The sequence below is a fragment of the Schaalia sp. 19OD2882 genome, assembly GCF_018986735.1.
In the GTDB taxonomy this organism is placed as follows: Bacteria; Actinomycetota; Actinomycetes; order Actinomycetales; family Actinomycetaceae; genus Pauljensenia.
In genome coordinates this window covers 1,648,041-1,665,682 of record NZ_CP065521.1, presented here as the reverse complement: position 1 = coordinate 1,665,682, position 17,642 = coordinate 1,648,041, and the positions used below count along the sequence as shown (strand labels likewise).

The 17,642-nt window shown below is 68.2% G+C and carries 14 protein-coding genes; 9 read left to right on the top strand and 5 right to left on the bottom strand.

The window, feature by feature from the left end; all coding sequences use genetic code 11:
- Positions 1-5 precede the first annotated feature (5 nt).
- The 3 genes from I6B53_RS07395 to miaA all read left to right on the top strand — a co-directional run bounded on the left by I6B53_RS07395 (position 6) and on the right by miaA (position 3,221).
- Positions 6-524, top strand: coding sequence for a hypothetical protein (locus tag I6B53_RS07395; protein ID WP_216763635.1), 519 nt, complete (start codon positions 6-8; stop codon positions 522-524).
- 91 nt (positions 525-615) lie between these two features.
- The gene (miaB, locus tag I6B53_RS07390) at positions 616-2,160 is read left to right on the top strand and encodes a tRNA (N6-isopentenyl adenosine(37)-C2)-methylthiotransferase MiaB (RefSeq protein ID WP_216763634.1); all 1,545 of its coding nucleotides are present in this window, start codon (positions 616-618) and stop codon (positions 2,158-2,160) included.
- Between the two features lie 47 nt (positions 2,161-2,207).
- Complete coding sequence (gene miaA / locus I6B53_RS07385) at positions 2,208-3,221, top strand: tRNA (adenosine(37)-N6)-dimethylallyltransferase MiaA (protein ID WP_216763633.1); 1,014 nt, start codon at positions 2,208-2,210, stop codon at positions 3,219-3,221.
- Positions 3,222-4,092: 871 nt separating this feature from the next.
- Here miaA and I6B53_RS07380 read toward each other — a convergent pair.
- Positions 4,093-4,713 (bottom strand): class I SAM-dependent methyltransferase, encoded by a 621-nt coding sequence (locus tag I6B53_RS07380; protein WP_216763632.1) that lies wholly within the window; start codon positions 4,711-4,713, stop codon positions 4,093-4,095.
- 250 nt (positions 4,714-4,963) lie between these two features.
- Between I6B53_RS07380 and hflX the strand changes: the two genes are divergently transcribed.
- From hflX to I6B53_RS07365, 3 genes are all read left to right on the top strand, one after another.
- Entirely contained in the window at positions 4,964-6,463 is a 1,500-nt protein-coding gene (gene hflX / locus I6B53_RS07375) for a GTPase HflX (RefSeq protein WP_216765404.1), read from the top strand.
- Positions 6,456-8,561 carry an ATP-dependent DNA helicase gene (locus tag I6B53_RS07370; protein WP_367880377.1) on the top strand — a complete coding sequence of 702 codons (2,106 nt, stop codon included), beginning with the start codon at positions 6,456-6,458 and terminating at the stop codon, positions 8,559-8,561. The genes hflX and I6B53_RS07370 overlap by 8 nt, the downstream gene beginning before the upstream one ends.
- Positions 8,562-8,677: 116 nt before the next feature.
- Positions 8,678-9,634 carry an L-lactate dehydrogenase gene (locus I6B53_RS07365; RefSeq protein WP_253953819.1) on the top strand — a complete coding sequence of 319 codons (957 nt, stop codon included), beginning with the start codon at positions 8,678-8,680 and terminating at the stop codon, positions 9,632-9,634.
- Positions 9,635-9,723: 89 nt separating this feature from the next.
- On the opposite strand, the gene lexA is transcribed toward I6B53_RS07365, so the two are convergent.
- Positions 9,724-10,398 (bottom strand): transcriptional repressor LexA, encoded by a 675-nt coding sequence (gene lexA, locus I6B53_RS07360; RefSeq protein WP_216765402.1) that lies wholly within the window; start codon positions 10,396-10,398, stop codon positions 9,724-9,726.
- A 251-nt stretch (positions 10,399-10,649) separates the two neighbouring features.
- On the opposite strand from lexA, the gene I6B53_RS07355 reads away from it, so the two are divergent.
- Both I6B53_RS07355 and nrdR read left to right on the top strand, forming a co-directional pair.
- Positions 10,650-11,138: a LysM peptidoglycan-binding domain-containing protein gene (locus tag I6B53_RS07355; protein ID WP_216763630.1), complete on the top strand. Its 489-nt coding sequence runs from the start codon at positions 10,650-10,652 to the stop codon at positions 11,136-11,138.
- 82 nt (positions 11,139-11,220) lie between these two features.
- On the top strand, positions 11,221-11,772 hold the full coding sequence (nrdR, locus tag I6B53_RS07350) for a transcriptional regulator NrdR (RefSeq protein ID WP_216763629.1): 552 nt from the start codon (positions 11,221-11,223) through the stop codon (positions 11,770-11,772).
- Positions 11,773-11,855: 83 nt separating this feature from the next.
- On the opposite strand, the gene serA is transcribed toward nrdR, so the two are convergent.
- Together serA and I6B53_RS07340 are read right to left on the bottom strand one after the other, a co-directional pair.
- Positions 11,856-13,061, bottom strand: a complete 1,206-nt coding sequence (gene serA, locus I6B53_RS07345; protein ID WP_216763628.1) for a phosphoglycerate dehydrogenase — start codon at positions 13,059-13,061, stop codon at positions 11,856-11,858.
- Positions 13,062-13,103: 42 nt separating this feature from the next.
- Positions 13,104-15,398, bottom strand: coding sequence for an AAA family ATPase (locus tag I6B53_RS07340; RefSeq protein ID WP_216763627.1), 2,295 nt, complete (start codon positions 15,396-15,398; stop codon positions 13,104-13,106).
- Positions 15,399-15,625: 227 nt separating this feature from the next.
- Here I6B53_RS07340 and I6B53_RS07335 point away from each other — a divergent pair, with 227 nt between their 5' ends.
- Complete coding sequence (locus tag I6B53_RS07335) at positions 15,626-16,735, top strand: PAC2 family protein (RefSeq protein ID WP_216765401.1); 1,110 nt, start codon at positions 15,626-15,628, stop codon at positions 16,733-16,735.
- A gap of 53 nt (positions 16,736-16,788) precedes the next feature.
- Here the strand turns inward: I6B53_RS07335 and I6B53_RS07330 are convergent, their stop codons facing one another.
- Positions 16,789-17,631, bottom strand: coding sequence for a spermidine synthase (locus tag I6B53_RS07330; RefSeq protein WP_216763626.1), 843 nt, complete (start codon positions 17,629-17,631; stop codon positions 16,789-16,791).
- Positions 17,632-17,642: the final 11 nt, after the last annotated feature.

Below are 17,642 nucleotides of genomic sequence, written 5' to 3'. Positions count from 1 at the left end.
CACACATGGACACCACATGGGAAGACCTTTCGGCGCGCCTGACCCCCTTCATCGTGGAAGCACTGCCCGGAAGCTACCTGATCCTGTCCGACATTGAACGCCCGGACGTCTACGTCCAGATGGCCTTCGAAGCGGAAAAGGTGATCGTTGAAGCAGTGTCGGACCAGTTCCTCGACGTCTCCCGTCAGATCACCGAGGACCAGCGCATCCAATTGGCCGAACTCGGCTGGACCCCGCCCGAAGCAGCTCAGGGCATCAACTGGGAGTCCCCGATCGCCGCACCGGTGTCCGCACAGGATGCACGAGCCACCGCCCAGCGTCTCGTGCGCACCCTCCGTGACGTCCACGCAGTGCCTAACCCCGGGCGCTTGATCCAGCGCGCATGGCGTGAGTGGACACCCGAGGCCGCACGCATGGACCCGCTGCCCGTGGATTTGGGGCTCGCCGTCGCAGGCCAGTTCTCGGCCCCACCAACCCCGGTGAAGGTTCCGTGGTACAAGCGCCTCTTCGGCGCGGGCAGCTGAACGCACCCCACCCGTGAGGTGGGGAACACCTGCCACGCCCTCGTCCCCGCCGAGACCGGACGGACCAAGGCGCCCACTAGACTCACCCGTGATGAGCCTCGAAATGACCGCCGCCCCGCGCACCTACGCCGTACGCACCTTGGGCTGCCAGATGAATGAACACGACTCCGAACGGATCGCCGGACTGCTGGACGCAGCCGGACTGGTACCCGTCCATCTGGTGCCACAAGCGGCCGCGCGCGCCACCGACGCCGGCGACATGGGGGCCGACGTCGTCGTCATCAACACCTGTTCCGTACGCGAGAACGCCGCCACACGCCTCTTCGGCAACCTTGGACAACTCGCCTCCGTCAAACGGGCGCGCCCCGGGATGCAGATCGCCGTGGGAGGGTGCTTGGCCCAGCAGATGCGCGACGGCATCGTGGAAAAGGCCCCGTGGGTCGACGCAGTCTTCGGCACCCACAACATCGACGTCCTGCCGGCCCTGCTGCGCCGCGCCGAACACAACCGGGCCGCCGCCGTCGAGATCGAGGAAGCTCTCAAAGTCTTTCCCTCCACCCTGCCCACCCACCGCGAGAGCGCCTACGCCGCGTGGGTGTCCATTTCCGTGGGCTGCAACAACACCTGCACCTTCTGCATCGTCCCCCACCTGCGAGGAAAGGAACGAGACCGCCGTCCGGGAGAGATCCTGTCCGAGGTCCAGGCCGTAGCCGCCCAAGGCGCCATCGAAGTGACGCTGCTGGGGCAGAACGTCAACTCCTACGGGGTCGGTTTCGGCGAACGCGGCGCCTTCGCCAAACTCCTTCGCGCGGTCGGCGCGGTCGAGGGGCTGGAGCGCGTACGCTTCACCAGCCCGCACCCGGCAGCTTTCACCAACGACGTCATCGCCGCCATGGCCGAGACTCCCACAGTCATGCCGAGCCTGCACATGCCCCTCCAGTCGGGTTCGGACGCGGTGCTCCGTCAGATGCGCCGCTCCTACCGACGCGAGAGATTCATGGGCATCCTCTCACGCGTACGCGAGGCAATACCTGAGGCGGCCATCTCCACCGACATCATCGTCGGCTTCCCGGGGGAGAGTGAAGAGGACTTCGCCCAGACCCTCGAGGTGGTGCGCGAGGCGCGTTTCGCCAGTGCCTTCACCTTCCTGTACTCACCCCGCCCCGGCACGCCGGCCGCCGACCGCACCGACCAGGTGCCCGCCGAGGTGGCGTTGGAGCGCTACAAGCGCCTGGTCGCCGTGCAAGAGAGCATCTGCGAAGAGGACAATGCGAAACTGGCCGGAACCGAGGTCGAGGTGCTCATCGGTGAGGGTGAGGGACGCAAGGACGGGGCGACCGCTCGCATTTCCGGGCGAGCCCGCGACAACCGCCTGGTTCATGTGGCCCTGCCCGAGGGCGTTGACGGGGGCACGAACGAGGGCGGGCGTCCTCGTCCCGGAGACATGGTTCGCGCGAGGGTCACCCACGGGGCGCCCCACCACCTCATTGCCGACTCCGCCCTGACCGGTGGTCTCTTCGAGGTGCGGCGCACGCGTGCGGGCGACGCCTGGCAGGCGCGCCACCGCGCCGAGGAAGAGGCCGCGGATTCCCGGGTCCAACTGGGAATCCCCACCCTTCGCGTGGGCGGCCGCTGACCTGTCGGCAGGCCCTCCCGCCCTCGTAAAATGAGCAGGTGGAACCCATGACCGACCAGCCGAGACCCGACTTGGCCCTCGCGCGACCGGGTGACCTTGTCGTCGCAGTCGTGGGGCCGACGGCCTCGGGAAAGTCGGACCTGGCGTTGGACCTTGCCGAGGCGCTCCCGCAGGTGCTGGGCGCCACGGGCCCGGGGGAGCTGGTGTCGGCGGACTCCATGCAGTTCTACCGGGGCATGGACATCGGCACTGCGAAGACGCCCGTCGAGGAGAGGCGAGGCATTGCCCACCACCAGATCGACACCCTTGAGGTCACCGAAGAGCCTTCGGCGGCCCGCTACCAGTGTGAGGCGCGCGCGGATGTGGCCGCGATCCACCGGCGTGGGGGAGTGGCCGTGGTGGCTGGAGGCTCGGGTCTCTACCAGCGCGCACTGCTGGACGTCATCGACTTTCCTGGCACCGATCCCGAAGTGCGTGCGCGCCTCGAGGCAGAGGCGGTGTCGGTTGGGGGCGTGCAGCGGCTGCATGCACGCCTGGAAGAGTTGGACCCGGTCTCGGCTGGGCGCATCGATGCGAGAAACACTCGCCGGATCGTGCGCGCCCTGGAGGTCATCAGCCTGACCGGACGCCCGTACTCCTCGCAGATGCCTCGTCACGTCTTCCACCGGCCGGCGCTCATGATCGGCGTGGACAGGAGTCGCCAGGAGGTCGACCAGCGGATCGAGGTGCGCACCCACGCCATGTTCGACCAGGGGCTGGTCGAGGAGGTCCGGGCCTTGGAGGCCGTGGGACTTCGTGCGGGGCGCACCGCGTCCAAGGCAACCGGTTACGCGCAGGCGCTTGCGGTGCTCGACGGGGAGATGACTCCGGACGAGGCCGTTGATGCGGTCTCATTGGCCACTCGCCAACTGGTTCGCAGGCAGCTCAAGTGGTTGCGGCCCGACCCTCGGGTCGTCTGGCTACCGGCCGCCGGGCCCCGGCAGCTGCTTGCCAGCGCCATCAAAGCAGTCCAACGCCAGGTCGAAGCACTCCGATGCCAAGTCGGCACCTCCTCCCCGTGAGATTCGTCGGTCCTTCCGCGAGATTCGTCGGTGGTTCCGTGAGGTTCGTCTGTCGTGGTCGGGGGTGGTCTCTCTTGGTGTGGGCGATGGTGTCCTGCTGTCGAGGTGGGGCTTTGGTTGGGCCCGATCGGTTTCCCTTTGGTTCCTGAAGCGCCTGGCGCGTGAGGCTCGGTGGTGGTTCGTGGTGGGACGCGTGCAGGTGTGCGTTTGCGTGCCTTGTTGCGGGGAGCGTGTTTGGCTCATTGGGGCTGGTGAGCGCATGTTCTTCCAGCAATGACGAGGGCGGGGCCCCTGATTCTGGGCAGGTCCGAGCACTCTGTCGACGCAGGCTCTTCGAGCCCGGCCTTCCAACAGTTTGCCCGGTTTGCAGGTGTCGTCATCTCCGGTGGGTATGTGGTGGGCCCGGATGGGAAGCTGGTTCGGCCCGTGGACCCGGACCTTGAGAAGCCGACCGCGCCCCACGCCGTCACGAAGAATTGGACGGTTGGAGACGCAGAAGCGGCAGCCAAGTACACCGGACATGCCCATGCCTGCGCATGGGTCACCGGCGAGGCCTCAGCAATGAAAACCGTCATGAATTCCTCATGCGAGTAGTGCGCCTCTTTGGCAAGCGCGGGCGAACGACGGCCCCTCGGACGGGAACTCCAATTCGTCCTCAGCTGGAGTCGATGGATTCACTGCTCACACCCTCCCCCAACGCACCAAAACCATCCAGACTGCCCAACCCCAAACCGCCCTCGAATCCGCCGCCCCACCCTTCACGCGGCCCCGCCCTCGCCCCCGAACACTCCCACCCAAAACCCGCCACACAACCAATGACGAACGAAACTCACCGACCGACCGCCGAATCTCACGGACCGACCGCCGAATCTCACGAAGAACGGGGGTGGACCTCGATGATCCGGTAGCCCTTCTTCGAGGCGATCTTTCCCGCACGATAGCCCCGTTCACAAAGCCACGCCGTGAGCGAATCCGCGCCCATGTTCCTCTGGACCACCAAGTGCGCAACACCCTGATCACTGAGAAGGTCCAACCACGAGGTGAGCATCACGTGCATCGCCTCCTTGCCGATCCTTACCGGCGGGTTGGACCAGATCGCGTCGAAACGCACCCCCTCGGCACGCGCACGTGTCAAGGCCTGGTCAGCGGCCATCGGCACGACATTGGAGGTCTCGTTGTGCACCGCATTTCGGCGCGTGAGCTCCAGGGCGCGCGTGTTGACATCCACCGCCCAAACGGTGGCCCCAGGGGATTCCAGGGCCATGGCCACCGCCACCGGGCCCCATCCGCAGCCCAAGTCCAGGAAGGTGCCGGACCCCGGCAGAGCGGGTGCCTCGGCGAGCAGCTGGCGGGTGCCCAGGTCCAGCCGTGAGCCGGAGAAGACCTTGTCGGAGACCCACATCTCCACCTCGAAGCCGCGCACGCTCACGTGCAAGCGGCGCAGTTCGGCCTCGGTGGCGGCTGGCTGGTCGGTGAAGTACTGCTGCTCCATGCCTCCAAGGTTAGGGGGAGCCGGCGGCGCGGGGGAAAGTCGGAGCGGGCGGCGCGGGGGAAAGTCGGAGCGGGCGGCGCGGGGGAGGAAGTGTGCCACGGGCGAAGACGTGAGTGCCTCGTGCAAGACTTGGACGGCAGGTCCAAGGGACCCGGGCGGCCGACCGGCCGCAGGAGGTGCGTGAGGGGGAGATGTGACAGTGGATGAGGGCGGGGCCGTGCCCCGCGGGTACGAGGACGCACCCGACCGCGTGCCCTCCGGAGAAGAGACCCGCAGGGTCGAGGACGTGGTGGCACGCATCCTGGCCAGACGGGGCACCGCCCTGGCCTCGACCGAAGGGCAGGACACGCGAGGCGACGCCGGAGCCCTCGAACGCGAGGCGCGATCGGGCACCAGACGCGTCCATGGCCTGTCAACGGAACTCGAAGACGTCTCCGAGGTCGAGTATCGCCAGATCCGACTCGAAAAGGTCGTCCTGGTGGGCTTGCGCACAACGGGCACCGAGGAAGAGGCAGAGGTTTCCCTGCGCGAACTGGCCGCCCTGGCGGAGACCGCCGGCTCGGAAGTGCTCGACGGCATCATCCAGAAGAGGGCAAACCCCGACCCGGCGACATTCCTCGGCTCCGGCAAGGCCAGGGAACTCGCGGAACTGGTCGCGGCCAACGGCGCGGACACGGTCATCGTCGACTCAGAACTGGCTCCCAGCCAGCGCCGCGGCTTGGAGGACGTCGTCAAGGTCAAGGTGGTCGACCGTACTGCGCTGATCCTCGACATCTTCGCCCAGCACGCCAAGTCCCGTGAAGGCAAGGCCCAGGTGGAACTGGCCCAGTTGGAGTACCTGCTGCCGCGCCTTCGAGGTTGGGGCGAATCCATGTCCCGCCAGGCGGGTGGCCGTGTGGCCAGCGGCGAGGGCATCGGCTCGCGTGGGCCAGGTGAGACGAAGATCGAATTGGATCGGCGCCGCATCCGCACGCGCATGGCTCGCCTTCGCGCACAGATCCGCGACATGGAGCCGTCCCGGCGCACCCAGCGTGCCTCGCGCAGGCGTGGGGGAGTTCCTTCGGTGGCCATCGCCGGATACACCAATGCCGGCAAGTCCACTCTGCTCAATCGGATCACTGGTGCCGACGTCCTTGTCGAAAACGCCCTCTTCGCCACCCTGGACCCGACGGTTCGCCGTTCGACGACGCCCGATGGCCGCGTCTTCACGCTCACGGACACCGTCGGTTTCGTCAGGAACCTGCCGACCCAGCTGGTCGAGGCCTTCCGTTCGACCTTGGAGGAGGTTGCCGAGGCCGACGTCATCTTGCACGTGGTCGATGCCGCCCACCCGGATCCGGCCGGTCAAGTGGCCGCCGTGCACGCCGTCCTGGACACCATCGACGGTGCCCGCGACATCCCCGAGCTCATCGTCCTCAACAAGGCAGACCTGGCCGCCCCTGAACAACTGGCGTTGCTGCGCTCGACTCTGCCGGATTCGGTGGTCGCCTCCGCCTGGACGGGCCAGGGCGTCGACGAGCTCCGCCTGCGCCTGCAGGACATGCTGCCCAGACCCCGGGTTGCTGTCGACGTGGTCGTGCCCTACTCGCGCGGGGACCTGGTCCACCAGGTCCACGAGGAGGGCGAGGTCGATTCGGAGGAGTACGTGGCCGCCGGGACCCGCCTGGTGGCACGGGTGGACCCTGCCTTGGCGGCGCGCCTCGACCAGGCCGATGTCAGCGAGTCGGTCCTCGGGGACGCCGGTGCGTGAGACGGCCGAGGGCGCTGCCGGGAATGGGCGGACCGAAGGGGTCCAAGACGACTTCGAGGACGAGGACGCCGGCGCAGCCGGTGAACTGACTTCGACCAGCTTGGCTGTCCTGCACGACCTCGTCTCCGCCATGGGCGGGACCAGGAGGGCCGGCCAGGAGACGATGGTGCGCGAGACCTGCGCGGCCATCGCCTCCGGTGAGCACCTCATGGTCCAGGCCGGTACCGGCACGGGCAAGTCCATGGGCTACTTGGTGCCGGCGCTGACGGCGGCCGCATTGGGGGACACGCGGGCACTCGTGTCGACGGCCACATTGGCTCTCCAACGCCAGATCCTCGTCAAGGACGCCCCTGCGGTCGTCGAGGCCGTGGGCCGGGTGTGCGGCAGGCGTCCGAAGGTCGCACTGTTCAAGGGCTGGTCGAACTACCTGTGCGTGCACAGACTTGGCGGTGGCTACCCGGACGAGGATCCTGCCCCCGGGCTCTTCGGAGCCCCCTCACCTGCGGCCAGGGCGGGGCGCTCGCCCGTGCGAACAGGTGGTGCTCGTGGCGGTGAAGGGGCGGCCGCCTCCCACTTGGCCGAGGAGGTCCTGCGCCTGCGCGAATGGGCGGCAACCACGGCGACCGGAGACCGCGACGACCTGGTCCCCGGCACCTCCGAAAGAGCTTGGCGCCAGGTGAGCGTCCAGAAACGCGAATGCCTGTCCAAGGCGTGTCCTGCCTTCGCCGAATGCTTCCCGCAGGCAGCCCGCGAACAGGTCATTGCCGCCGACCTGGTCGTCACCAACCACTCATTGCTCGGCATCGCCGCCACCGGGCAGGGTGACCTCTTCGGAGAGATCGACCTGGTCATCGTCGACGAGGCCCACGAATTGGCCTCGCGGGTTCGTGAGCAGGCGTCGGTCTCGGTGTCGGCCGTCTCATTGTCGAGGGCGAGCCGCACCGCCAGACGCCACGGCAAGGTCGACACCTCGACCCTGGACGCCGCCTCCGACGCCCTCGTCCTTGCCGTACAGGCCCTGCCGGCGGGACTCCTCGAGGAGCGCCCCGACCCACTTGACGCGGCCGTACGGACCCTGGATGCGGCTGTGCGCGACGCCCTCGGACAGGTCCACTCCAGCGAGGTCGACACGGCCTCCAAGGCCTTGGCCCGCAGCGCCCTGGACGAGTTGGCGGCCTTGGGTGAGGCGTGGAACCGTGACACGGAGCAGTCCATCACCTGGGTCGAACAGCCCGAGGCGGATGGGGTCGGCACCCTCGAACTCGTCGTTGCACCATTGGACGTCGCACCTGCCATCGGCACCCAGGCTCTCGGCGAGCGCCCGGCGGTCCTGACCTCCGCAACGCTGGCACTGGGGGAGTCCTTCGATGCGATTGCGCGCGAGTGCGGACTCATGGTTTGCGCTGTTCCGTGGCGGGGCATCGACGTGGGCACTCCCTTCGACCCGGCACGACAGGGCATCCTCTACGTCGCCGAGCACCTGCCCCCACCCGGCATCCAAGGGCCCACACCGCAGTCCCTGGACCTCCTCGTCGAATTGGTCCGGGTCAGTGGAGGGGGAGCCTTGGTCCTCTTCTCCTCGTGGAAGGGGGCCGAGGCCGGGGCCGAGCACCTGCGTGCCCACACCGACCTGGAGATCCTCATGCAGGGTGAGGAGGGAATGGCTGCCCTGGTCCAACAGTTCCGTGACAGGCGCGACTCGGTGCTGGTGGGAACGCTGGGCCTGTGGCAGGGGGTCGACGTGCCCGGGCCGGCCTGCCGCCTGGTGGTCATTGACCGCATCCCTTTCCCCCACCCGGACAGTCCCGTGGTGCGTGCCCGCACGAAGGACGCCGAGAAGCGGCGGATGAGCGGCTTTTGGACAGTCAGTCTCACCCATGCGGCACTGATGCTCGCCCAGGGGGCGGGGCGTCTCATCCGCTCGGCCGCTGACCGTGGGGTCGTCGCCATCTTGGACAAACGCCTGACCACGAAGTCCTACGGCTCCTTCCTGCGTGCCTCCTTGCCGCCCATGTGGCCGACCAGCCGCACCGAGGTGGTCCTGGAGGCGCTGCGCCGACTGCGCAAGGACTTGGACGGGGAAGGGAAAATGTCCTGAATCGGGACCTCCGAGCCTGTCCGAATGGGGAGCATTCTGTGACAATGGGATCACCCGAACCGGTTCGATTGGGAAGAGGTCGTCAAGTGTCTGCAAGCGTCAGTGGTCTGTATCCGATGTCGAGTGGTCGTCCCTCGAAAATCGCCGTCGTCGGCGCCGGAGCCGTAGGCACCGCCGTTGCCTATGCCAGCGCCATCAAGGGTGATGCACGTTCCATCGCCCTGTTCGACATCAACAAGGCGAAGGTCGAGGCCGAGGCCCTCGACATCGCCCACGGCATCCAGTTCACACCCACCTCCAGTGTCGAGGGCTCCGACGACATCGAGATCGTCCGCGGCGCCGACATGGTCATCGTCACCGCAGGCGCCAAGCAGAATCCGGGCCAGTCGCGCCTGGAGTTGGCTGCCTCGACGGTGGACCTCATGAAGAAGATCGTCCCCAACCTGCAAGAAGTCGCCCCCGACGCGGTCTTCATGTTCATCACGAACCCTGTGGACGTGGTCACCTATGCGGCGCTGAAGATCACGGGTCTTCCTCGCAACCAGGTGTTCGGCTCCGGTACCGTGTTGGACACCTCGCGTCTGCGCTACCTCGTGTCCTTGGAGACGGGGGTCGCCACGCAGAACATCCACGCCTACGTCGCCGGCGAGCACGGGGACTCCGAGGTGGCCCTGTGGTCCAGTGCGGAGATCGGCAATGTGCCGCTCAGCCACTGGGGGCCGACGATGTCCGGTGGTCTTTTCGACCAGGCGTTGCGGACGCGTATTGCCGACGACGTCGTGCAGTCGGCCTATCGCATCATTGAGGGCAAGGGCGCGACGAACTACGCGATCGGTCTGGCGGCCTCGCGCATTGCGGGCGCGGTCCTGCGCGACGAGAACCGTGTCCTGACCATCTCGACCCTCCTGGAGGATTGGGAGGGCATCTCGGACGTGTGCATGGCGGCACCGACGATCGTCGGTCGTGCGGGTGCCGGCCGCGTGCTCAACCCGCCGCTGACCCTGGCCGAGCGCGATGGCCTGACGGCGTCGGCGGTGCGTCTGCGCGAAGTGGCCCGCAGCCTCGGGTTCTGAGGTACCGTCCCCGCGGCCCGGGGACCAGGACGGGCGTGGCCCCCACCTTCACGGGTGGGGGCCATGTCGCGTGTGGGCAGGATTTCAGGTCACAGGGAGCGCAGCACGGTGACGACTCTGCCGAGGATCGTGGCGCGGTCCCCGGGGATGGGGGAGAAGTCGGCATTACGGGGCAGCAGCCACACGTGACCCTCACTGCGGGAGAAGACCTTGACGGTGGCCTCTTCGTCGATCATCGCGGCGACGATCTCGCCTTCGCGGGCGGTGTGCTGGGCACGGACGACCACGTAGTCGCCGTCGAGGATTCCGGCCTCGACCATGGAGTCCCCGTGCACTTCGAGCATGAACAGGTCCCCGTGGCCGGTCAGGCGGGTCGGTAGGTGGAAGACGTCCTCGACGTACTGTTCGGCGGTGATGGGGGCGCCGGCCGCGATCCTTCCGACCAGGGGGACCCCGGCGGCGTCCTCATCCACGTGGGAGACGGGGACCGTGTACCCCACGTACGAGGGCAGGGATGCGGGGGAGGGGGCCTCGGGGTCCTCGCCGAGGACGGTCAGGCCTGCAGGGGAGATCTCCAGGGCGCGTGACATCGACTGGGCGCGTTGGAGGAACCCGTCCCGCTCCAGGGAGTCCAGGTGGTGCTTGACGGTCGAGGGAGAGGCCAGACCCACGGCCCGGGCGATCTCGCGGACCGAGGGCGGGTAGCCGTGGGTCAGGCAGTGGGCGCGCACGTGGCGCAGGATTTCGAGCTGGCGCCCCCGCAGGGGGCTGTCCTTCGTCGGCTGGGTCTCCACGGGGTCCTCCTTCGCCGCTCACGCTCCCTGTGACGCAAGGGGTGTGTGCAGATGTGGGTGGGTGCTGGTCCACTGATGTCAACAGGTTATGCCAGGAACAGCGCGAAGGTGAACACATGTTCGAGCGGTTCTTGACATCGCTTCCGACACGTGTCATCGTACATGTGTTCGTAGAACGGACGTACGATTCCGGGCTCTTCGCCCGGGAGGGGAGACACATCATGACCGGCACTTCTGCTGCTCGTTCCTCGGCGCTTCGCGATTCCTCGGCCCGCCGCCACTTGCGGGCCGTCCCGGAGTCGCCCTTGGCCACCGTCCACGACATCTCCCAGGCGCCGACGGCCCGTAGGCGTCGTGAATTGCTGCGAAGTGAGGTGCCCGCCGATGGGCGGCGGCCGCTCCGTCCGCGCAGTGCCTCCCGCGCCGCTGTGACCATTGACGGGGCGATGGTCCTGCGGGCCGTGTTGGTCGTGGTCGTCACCATGGTTCTCACCGCACTGGCGGCGGGGGTGGGGATCGCCCTGCAGCCGAGCGCCTATCGGGGGCCGACCCTGACCCATTCGGTGGTCGCAGGTGAATCCGTGTGGTCCTTGGCCGCCGCCGTGGACACGGACCGTCCTCTGGAGGACGTGGTGACGGACATCGAGGCCCTCAATGACCTCGATGCGGGTCTGCGTGTGGGACAGCTGGTGGTCCTGCCCGTGCAATGAGGGGGCGACCCATGTGCTGAAGTCGCCCAATGGGATGGGACAGGTGTTGCACCTGAGGTGCGCCCACCCGTAGCGTTGGAGAGTGCACTGCCCCTTCTGTCACCACCCGGATTCGCGTGTCGTCGACACGCGAATCGCTGATGACGGCGCCTCCATCAGGCGCAGACGCGAGTGCACCGCCTGCAAGAAGCGCTTCACGACCCTGGAGACCTCCTCCTTCCAGGTCGTCAAGCGATCCGGAGTGGTCGAACCCTTTTCTCGGAACAAGGTGGTCTCGGGACTCAAACAGGCCTGTCAGGGCAGACCGGTCTCCGATGACCAGCTGGCCTTGCTCGCCCAGCAGGTGGAGGAGAAGCTCAGGTCCTCAGGCTTCTCCAATGTCTCCTCCGACGAGGTCGGCAAGGCGATCCTGCCCTTTCTCCAGGAACTCGACGAGGTCGCTTACCTGCGTTTCGCCTCCGTGTACCGCGACTTCGGCAGTGTGGACGACTTCATCGACGCCATCGAGGTGCTCCGTGGACGCCAGAGCGAGCAGGCTCCGACCAAGGCTCCTCGCCGCAAGAGGCGGACCACACGCACCAACGCCACCAAGGGGCAGGCCCAAGCCACCCAGGCTTCACTGCTCGACGCGTGAGAACTTCGGGAGAAGTCCCACCACTCGGGTCGGACCGGCAAGAGGCCGCCGTCGGTCATGCGCGAGCACCCGGCCAGCGACACTCAGGCTCTGGTGACGGACAGTCGGATCGTGTCCTCCAACCCTTCGATCGCCGCCAGCGCCTCGACAGGCAGCTCTGAGGAGATGTCTGTGAGCACGTATCCGGTGGAGCCGGAGGTCGACAGGATCTGCGACTCGATGTTCGCCCCCGACTCGGCGAAGACTTGGTTGACCAGGGCCAGCACACCAGGAGTGTTGCGGTGGACCAGGGCGATGCGGAAGAGCGCCGAAGCGGAGGATCGCAGTTGTAGGTTCGGCAGGTTGACGCTCATGTCGGTGGACCCGGAGGTGTGGAAGTCCCCGATCTTGGAGCTCACGAAGCGCCCGATGTCGTACTGGGCCTCCTCGGTGGAGCCGCCGATGTGCGGGGTGAGGATCACATTGTCCAGACCCGCCATGGGAGAGGAGAAGGGGTCGCCGTTGGCCTTGGGCTCTTCCGGGAAGACGTCCAGCGCGGCGCCGGCCAAGTGCCCGGAGACCAGGTTCTCACGCAGGGCCTCGATGTCCACGATGAAGCCACGGGACAGGTTGAGGAAGAGAGCCCCCTTCTTCATGAGGGCGAACTCGGTGGCACCGAAGAGATTCGCATTGGCGGGCGCACCGTTGACGTGGATGGAGATGATGTCCGCCTCTCGCAGCACCGACTCCAAGGTCGGCATCTGGGTGGCGTTGCCCAGTGCGAGTTTCTCGGCCAGGTCGTAGAAGATGACGTTCAGGCCCATGGCCTCGGCCAGGATCGACAGCTGTTTGCCGATGTTCCCGTAACCGATGATGCCCAGCGTGTGGCCGCGCACCTCGTGCGCGCCGTCGGCCGACTTGTCCCAGATGCCGCGGTGCAGGCGGGAGTTCTTCACGGTGACGCGCCGCGAAAGATTGATGATGTGGCCGATGGCCAGCTCCACCACGGAGCGGGTGTTCGAATAGGGCGCGTTGAAGACGGCCATGCCGCATGCGGTGGCGGTGGCCAGGTCGATCTGATTGGTGCCGATGCAGTAGGCGCCGATGGCCCGTAGTTCAGGGCGTGCCTTGAGGACCCGCTCGGTGACATTCGTCTTCGAGCGCAACCCCAAGTAGGACACTCCCTCCAGGGCGGCGATGAGCTCTCCCTCGTCCATCGCCCCGGTGTGCCGGATGACCTCGATCCCCGCCTTGCGCAGGGCTTCGTCGGCGATGGGGTGAGGATTCTCCAGGAGCAGTGCACGCGTCATGCTTCAATCGTGCCAGAGGGGCCCGGCGTGCCGGGCGTGGGCTCATTCGGTGGACCATTCCTCCATTCCCGCAGGTAGGGGGCGGGAATGGACGACTGTGAGGTCATGGGTGGCCCGGGTCAGGGTGACGAAGAGGTCGCCTGGCCCGTCGGCGAGGACCTCCGCGGGCTCGACCAGGACCACCGAGTCGAATTCGAGGCCCTTCGAGGCGGTGGCGGACAGGAGGGCGACCCGATCCTCCAGCGAGGAGGTGCCCACGGTGTCGGCGTCCCACGCGTGTGCGCGCGCACCGGCGACAAGGACGGCGATGCGGCCACGTCCGGCGCCCTCGGCCTCGTCGAGTCGGGCCAGCGCCCGGTCCACGGCCTCCTGGGCGAGCGCCCACAAGGGGTCCTTCTCGCGGGCCATGGGCGCCCCGGGGCCGTCCACGTGCAGGCTCCGGTAGCAGTTCTCGACCTCACGGACGGCGGTGGTCGGGTGCAGGACGGGTGCGCCCGCGCGGGCCAGGACGTCCTCGGCGAGCAGGGTGAGTGTGCGCGGGGTGCGATAGGAGACCGACAGGACGTGTTCGCCGGCCAAGGCCCTGGCCGCAGGCCCCAACGCGTCCTTCCACGAGGGCGGCCGGGACTCACCGCGTGCCTGGTCCAGGTCTCCGACGACGGTGAAGGACAGCGAAGGACAGCGGCGCAGAAGGGCGCGCCACGCCATGTGCCCGAGGTCCTGCGCCTCGTCGACCACGACATGCCCGTAGGTCCACGACCTGTCCTTGGCGGCACGCTCGGACATGGGTTCGAGGTCGTCGGCGGCGGTCGCGGAACGGGCGAGCATCTCAGCTGTGACGATTCCGCCTCCGAGGTTCATCGACTCCATGGCTTCGCGGGCTCGTTCGACTTCGGCCGCGTGGGTGCGCGATCGCTGTCTGGCCGACTGGTCCTCCAGGACGTTTGTCGTACCGAGGAGTTCTTCGAGCTCGTCGAGCAGCGGGACATCCGCCTGGGTGAGGGCGGAGCCTCGCGGTCGGGACAAGAGCTCCAATTCGGCGCGTGAGAAGGGAGAACCGACCTCGTCATTGAGGCGGGCGAGCAGACCCGGTTTGGCCCACAGGCGCTCCAGGAGGGTCATGGCCGAGGTCGGCATCCACGCGAGGTTGATGGTGCGGCGCGCATCGATCGAATCGCGTACCTCCTGGGTCCAAGTCGACAGGTCGTCGCCGTCGACGGCGGCCTCGGAGGTGGCGTCTCCGGCTTCGACGACCAGGCGGGTGGCAAGGACCTCCATGAGCTCCAGGGCGAAGGCCTCACGGGCGACATTGTGGGGGCGACCGCTGCGACGGGCCTTGCGCACCGCTCTGACCACGTCCTCGCGGCGCAGCGTGACCTTGCGATTCCACACCTGCAGGACCTGGTCGCCCTCGGGGATGCGGACGATGGTGCGCACCGCGCGGGCCAGCAGGCGCACCCAGGCGCTGCGTCCCTTGAGGCGGGAGACCTCCACCGCTTCTTCGCCGCGAGCCCGCACTCCGGGCACCAGGTCGCCCACGGTCAGCGAGACGACTCCGGTCTCGCCCAGGGAGGGCAACACCTTTTCGATGTAGCGCAGGAACACCCGGGAGGGGCCGACGACCAGGACGCCCGAGCGTTCCAGGCGTTCACGTCTGGCGTGCAGCAGGTAGGCGGCCCGGTGGAGGGCCACCGCCGTCTTGCCGGTGCCCGGCCCGCCCTGGACGACCAACAACCCGTCCCCGTCGGCGCGGATGATCCTGTCCTGTTCGGCCTGGATCGTGGCGACGATGTCGCCCATACGGCCCTCGCGAGCCCGACCGAGGGCCGCCAGGAGGGCTCCTTCTCCCTGCAGGTCGAGGTGTTCCCCCGCCTTGTCGGAGGCGTCGAGCAACTCGTCCTCCAGCCCGACGACCTGCCGGCCGTGGGTGAGCAGATGACGTCGGCGCACGACCCCCTGCGGGTCCAGGGCAGTGGCCCTGTAGAAGGGGGCGGCGGCTGGAGCGCGCCAGTCGATGAGCAGGGGGTCCCCACCCTCGTCCGGCAAGGAGGCGCGTCCGATGTACCGGACCTCGGTGTCGGCCATGTCGAGTCGGCCGAAGACCAAGCGGTCCTCCACGTGGTCCAGGCGCGCAGCCATTTCACCCAGATGCGCGGCGATGGCATCCCTCTCGGTCCACCCCTGGGCGTTGCCCACGCCGTGGGAGGCGTGGGTGGCGCGTTGACGCTCCCGGTATTCGGCCCTCAGGGCGTCGAGGCGGGCGTGGGCCCGGTCGACGAACTCCTGTTCCGAGACCGAATCCGCGCCGGCGTGGGCCGGATGTACGAGCTCGGACATGCCACCTCCAGGTCGACGGCTGCCCCGGGAGGGATCGGCCGTGCGGACAAGACGGTCATCCATTGTGCCAAACGCGACCGGCCCCCACAGTGCGAGGACCGAATGGTGAAGCGTCCACGCTGCTCAGCACCTGCGCGGACGACGCCGACCCTCCGGGCGCGGTAGCGTGGTGGCCACGGAAAACACCGCCCACGGTGGACGCGGGAAGGAGGAGACCCTTGGAGCTCATGGTCGAGGAAGGCCCGGAGGCCGGTGCGCGCGCCCGCGTCCTGGTCACGCACTTCGACGGCGCACTCGACGCCGGTCAGGTCGGGCACATGGCCGTCTCGCAGGTCCTGCGCTCCCTCGAAGTGGCGCGAGTGGCGACCTTCGACACCGACGCATTGGTCGACTACCGCTCGCACCGCCCCTTCATGACCGTGAAGAACTGGGTGACCACCGACCTGCTCATGCCGCAGATCGCCTTGGATCTCGTGCGGGACGACCTGGGCACCCCGTTCCTGCTGCTCCACGGGCCCGAACCCGATTTCCGGTGGGAGGCATTCGCCGATGCCGTGTGGGAACTTGCTGACGCCAGCGGCGTGGAGGTCACCGTGTCCCTGCACGGTGTGCCGGCCGGTTCGCCGCACACACGCCCCACCCCCGTGCACGTCCAGGCCACCGACCGTGCGCTGCTGCCCGAACAGCCACAGATGATGTCGGCCATCCAGTTCCCGGCGCCCATGTCCTCCTTCCTCCAGGCGCGACTCGCACGCCGGGGCATCGACGGGGTCTCCCTGCTGGCCGCCGTCCCCTTCTACCTCACCGAGCACTCGCACCCGGCCGGCGCCTCGGCGGTGCTCACCCGCCTCTCGGAGTTCGCGGACCTGAGCCTGCCCGTGGGTGACCTGGAGCGGGGGGCCGCCGAGGGTCTGAAGATCATCTCCGATCTGATCGCCGAGAACCCGGATGTGGGCCGCACGGTGGCCGCCCTGGAGCAGCACTACGATCAGGTGACCAGTGTCGAGGGTGCCCTTTCCCTCGATCCCCTGGGAGGTGGGCGTTCGGCGGGAAGCCAGGCGCCGGCCGGTCCCGAGGCCACCAAGGACATCGGAGAGGTCATCGAGGCCTATCTGGCGAACATGACCAAACGCGCCCAACAGTCCGACTCGGCCGGTCGCTCGCCCTTGGTGGACGCCTCCCGGGAAGGTGCCGACGATTCCCACGGGGCAGGGGCGGGGACCGCCGACTCCATCGAGGAGGTCCTGCGTCGTGTCGCCGAACGCAGGTCCAACCCGAACGGGCCGCGAAGCAGCGGAGGGCGGCACCGAGCCGATCGCGGGGACGACTCCGAGTGAACCCGGGGCGCCTGGCCCGTCGGCCCGCTCGTCCGAGCGTGGGCGGGGTCGCCTCATCCCGGAGTGGGGGTCCAGCCGACCTCGGCATCCCTGACAGGGCGCGCACCAGCCCTCCACCGCGACAGCCCGGCGCCCGCGTTGATCCGGGCGGGTAGGGGCAACCGGCGCGCCAGCCGGTCCAGTTCGTCGACGTCGATCCCGCCCTCGTCCCCCTCAGGCGCCTTCTGGGCGACGAGGACGACGTTGCCACGCCTGCCGGACCTGCCCACCTTCGGGTCGGCCACGGTGACCACCAACGGGAAGACCTCCTGGAGGGCCGCCACGTCGGGCCGTGCGTCGCACAGGCCCCCGTGCGCGGCATTGACCAGGTAGAGCCCTCCGGGAACCAAGGCCTCGTGGGCACAGCGGGCGGCCTCCAGGGTCGCAAGGTGGGCGGGAACGACCCCGTGGTCGAAGGCGTCGCGACACACGACCTGCCAGGTGCCGGGACGCGCCGCCTGCAAGACCGTGCGTCCTTCGCCCACGCGAATGCGCAGTTCGGGAGAGCGTGGAAGGTCGAACCACTCACGCACCAAGGCCGCCAGGGCGGCGTCGACCTCGACGGCAACCTGGCGCGAGCCGGGGCGCATCCTCGCCCACGCCCACGGCAGTGCGCAGGCCGCCGCCCCCAGGTGCAGCACCCGCAGCGCAGTGCCCGGGGCGAAGGTCGCGTCCACGGCGCAGGTCATGTGCTGCATGTACTCGAACTCGAGACGTGTCGGATCCTCGATGTCCACGCAGGAGGACTCCACCTCGTCGAGGTGCACGGTGGCGCGCGACCCCTCCCACGACAGGGTTGCCGAACCGTTGTCGACCTCGTGGACCTGTGTGCCCCGCCTGCCGCCCCGCGCTCCCATGGGGGACACTG

What these genes read in the sequence shown, in the direction of transcription:
- I6B53_RS07395 (WP_216763635.1), top strand. Translation starts at nt 6, where the DNA reads ATGGACACCACATGGGAAGACCTTTCGGCGCGCCTGACCCCCTTCATC.
- miaB (WP_216763634.1), top strand. Translation starts at nt 616, where the DNA reads ATGAGCCTCGAAATGACCGCCGCCCCGCGCACCTACGCCGTACGCACC.
- miaA (WP_216763633.1), top strand. Translation starts at nt 2,208, where the DNA reads ATGACCGACCAGCCGAGACCCGACTTGGCCCTCGCGCGACCGGGTGAC.
- I6B53_RS07380 (WP_216763632.1), bottom strand. Translation starts at nt 4,713, where the DNA reads ATGGAGCAGCAGTACTTCACCGACCAGCCAGCCGCCACCGAGGCCGAA.
- I6B53_RS07365 (WP_253953819.1), top strand. Translation starts at nt 8,678, where the DNA reads ATGTCGAGTGGTCGTCCCTCGAAAATCGCCGTCGTCGGCGCCGGAGCC.
- I6B53_RS07355 (WP_216763630.1), top strand. Translation starts at nt 10,650, where the DNA reads ATGACCGGCACTTCTGCTGCTCGTTCCTCGGCGCTTCGCGATTCCTCG.
- serA (WP_216763628.1), bottom strand. Translation starts at nt 13,061, where the DNA reads ATGACGCGTGCACTGCTCCTGGAGAATCCTCACCCCATCGCCGACGAA.
- I6B53_RS07340 (WP_216763627.1), bottom strand. Translation starts at nt 15,398, where the DNA reads ATGTCCGAGCTCGTACATCCGGCCCACGCCGGCGCGGATTCGGTCTCG.
- I6B53_RS07335 (WP_216765401.1), top strand. Translation starts at nt 15,626, where the DNA reads ATGGTCGAGGAAGGCCCGGAGGCCGGTGCGCGCGCCCGCGTCCTGGTC.
- I6B53_RS07330 (WP_216763626.1), bottom strand. Translation starts at nt 17,631, where the DNA reads ATGGGAGCGCGGGGCGGCAGGCGGGGCACACAGGTCCACGAGGTCGAC.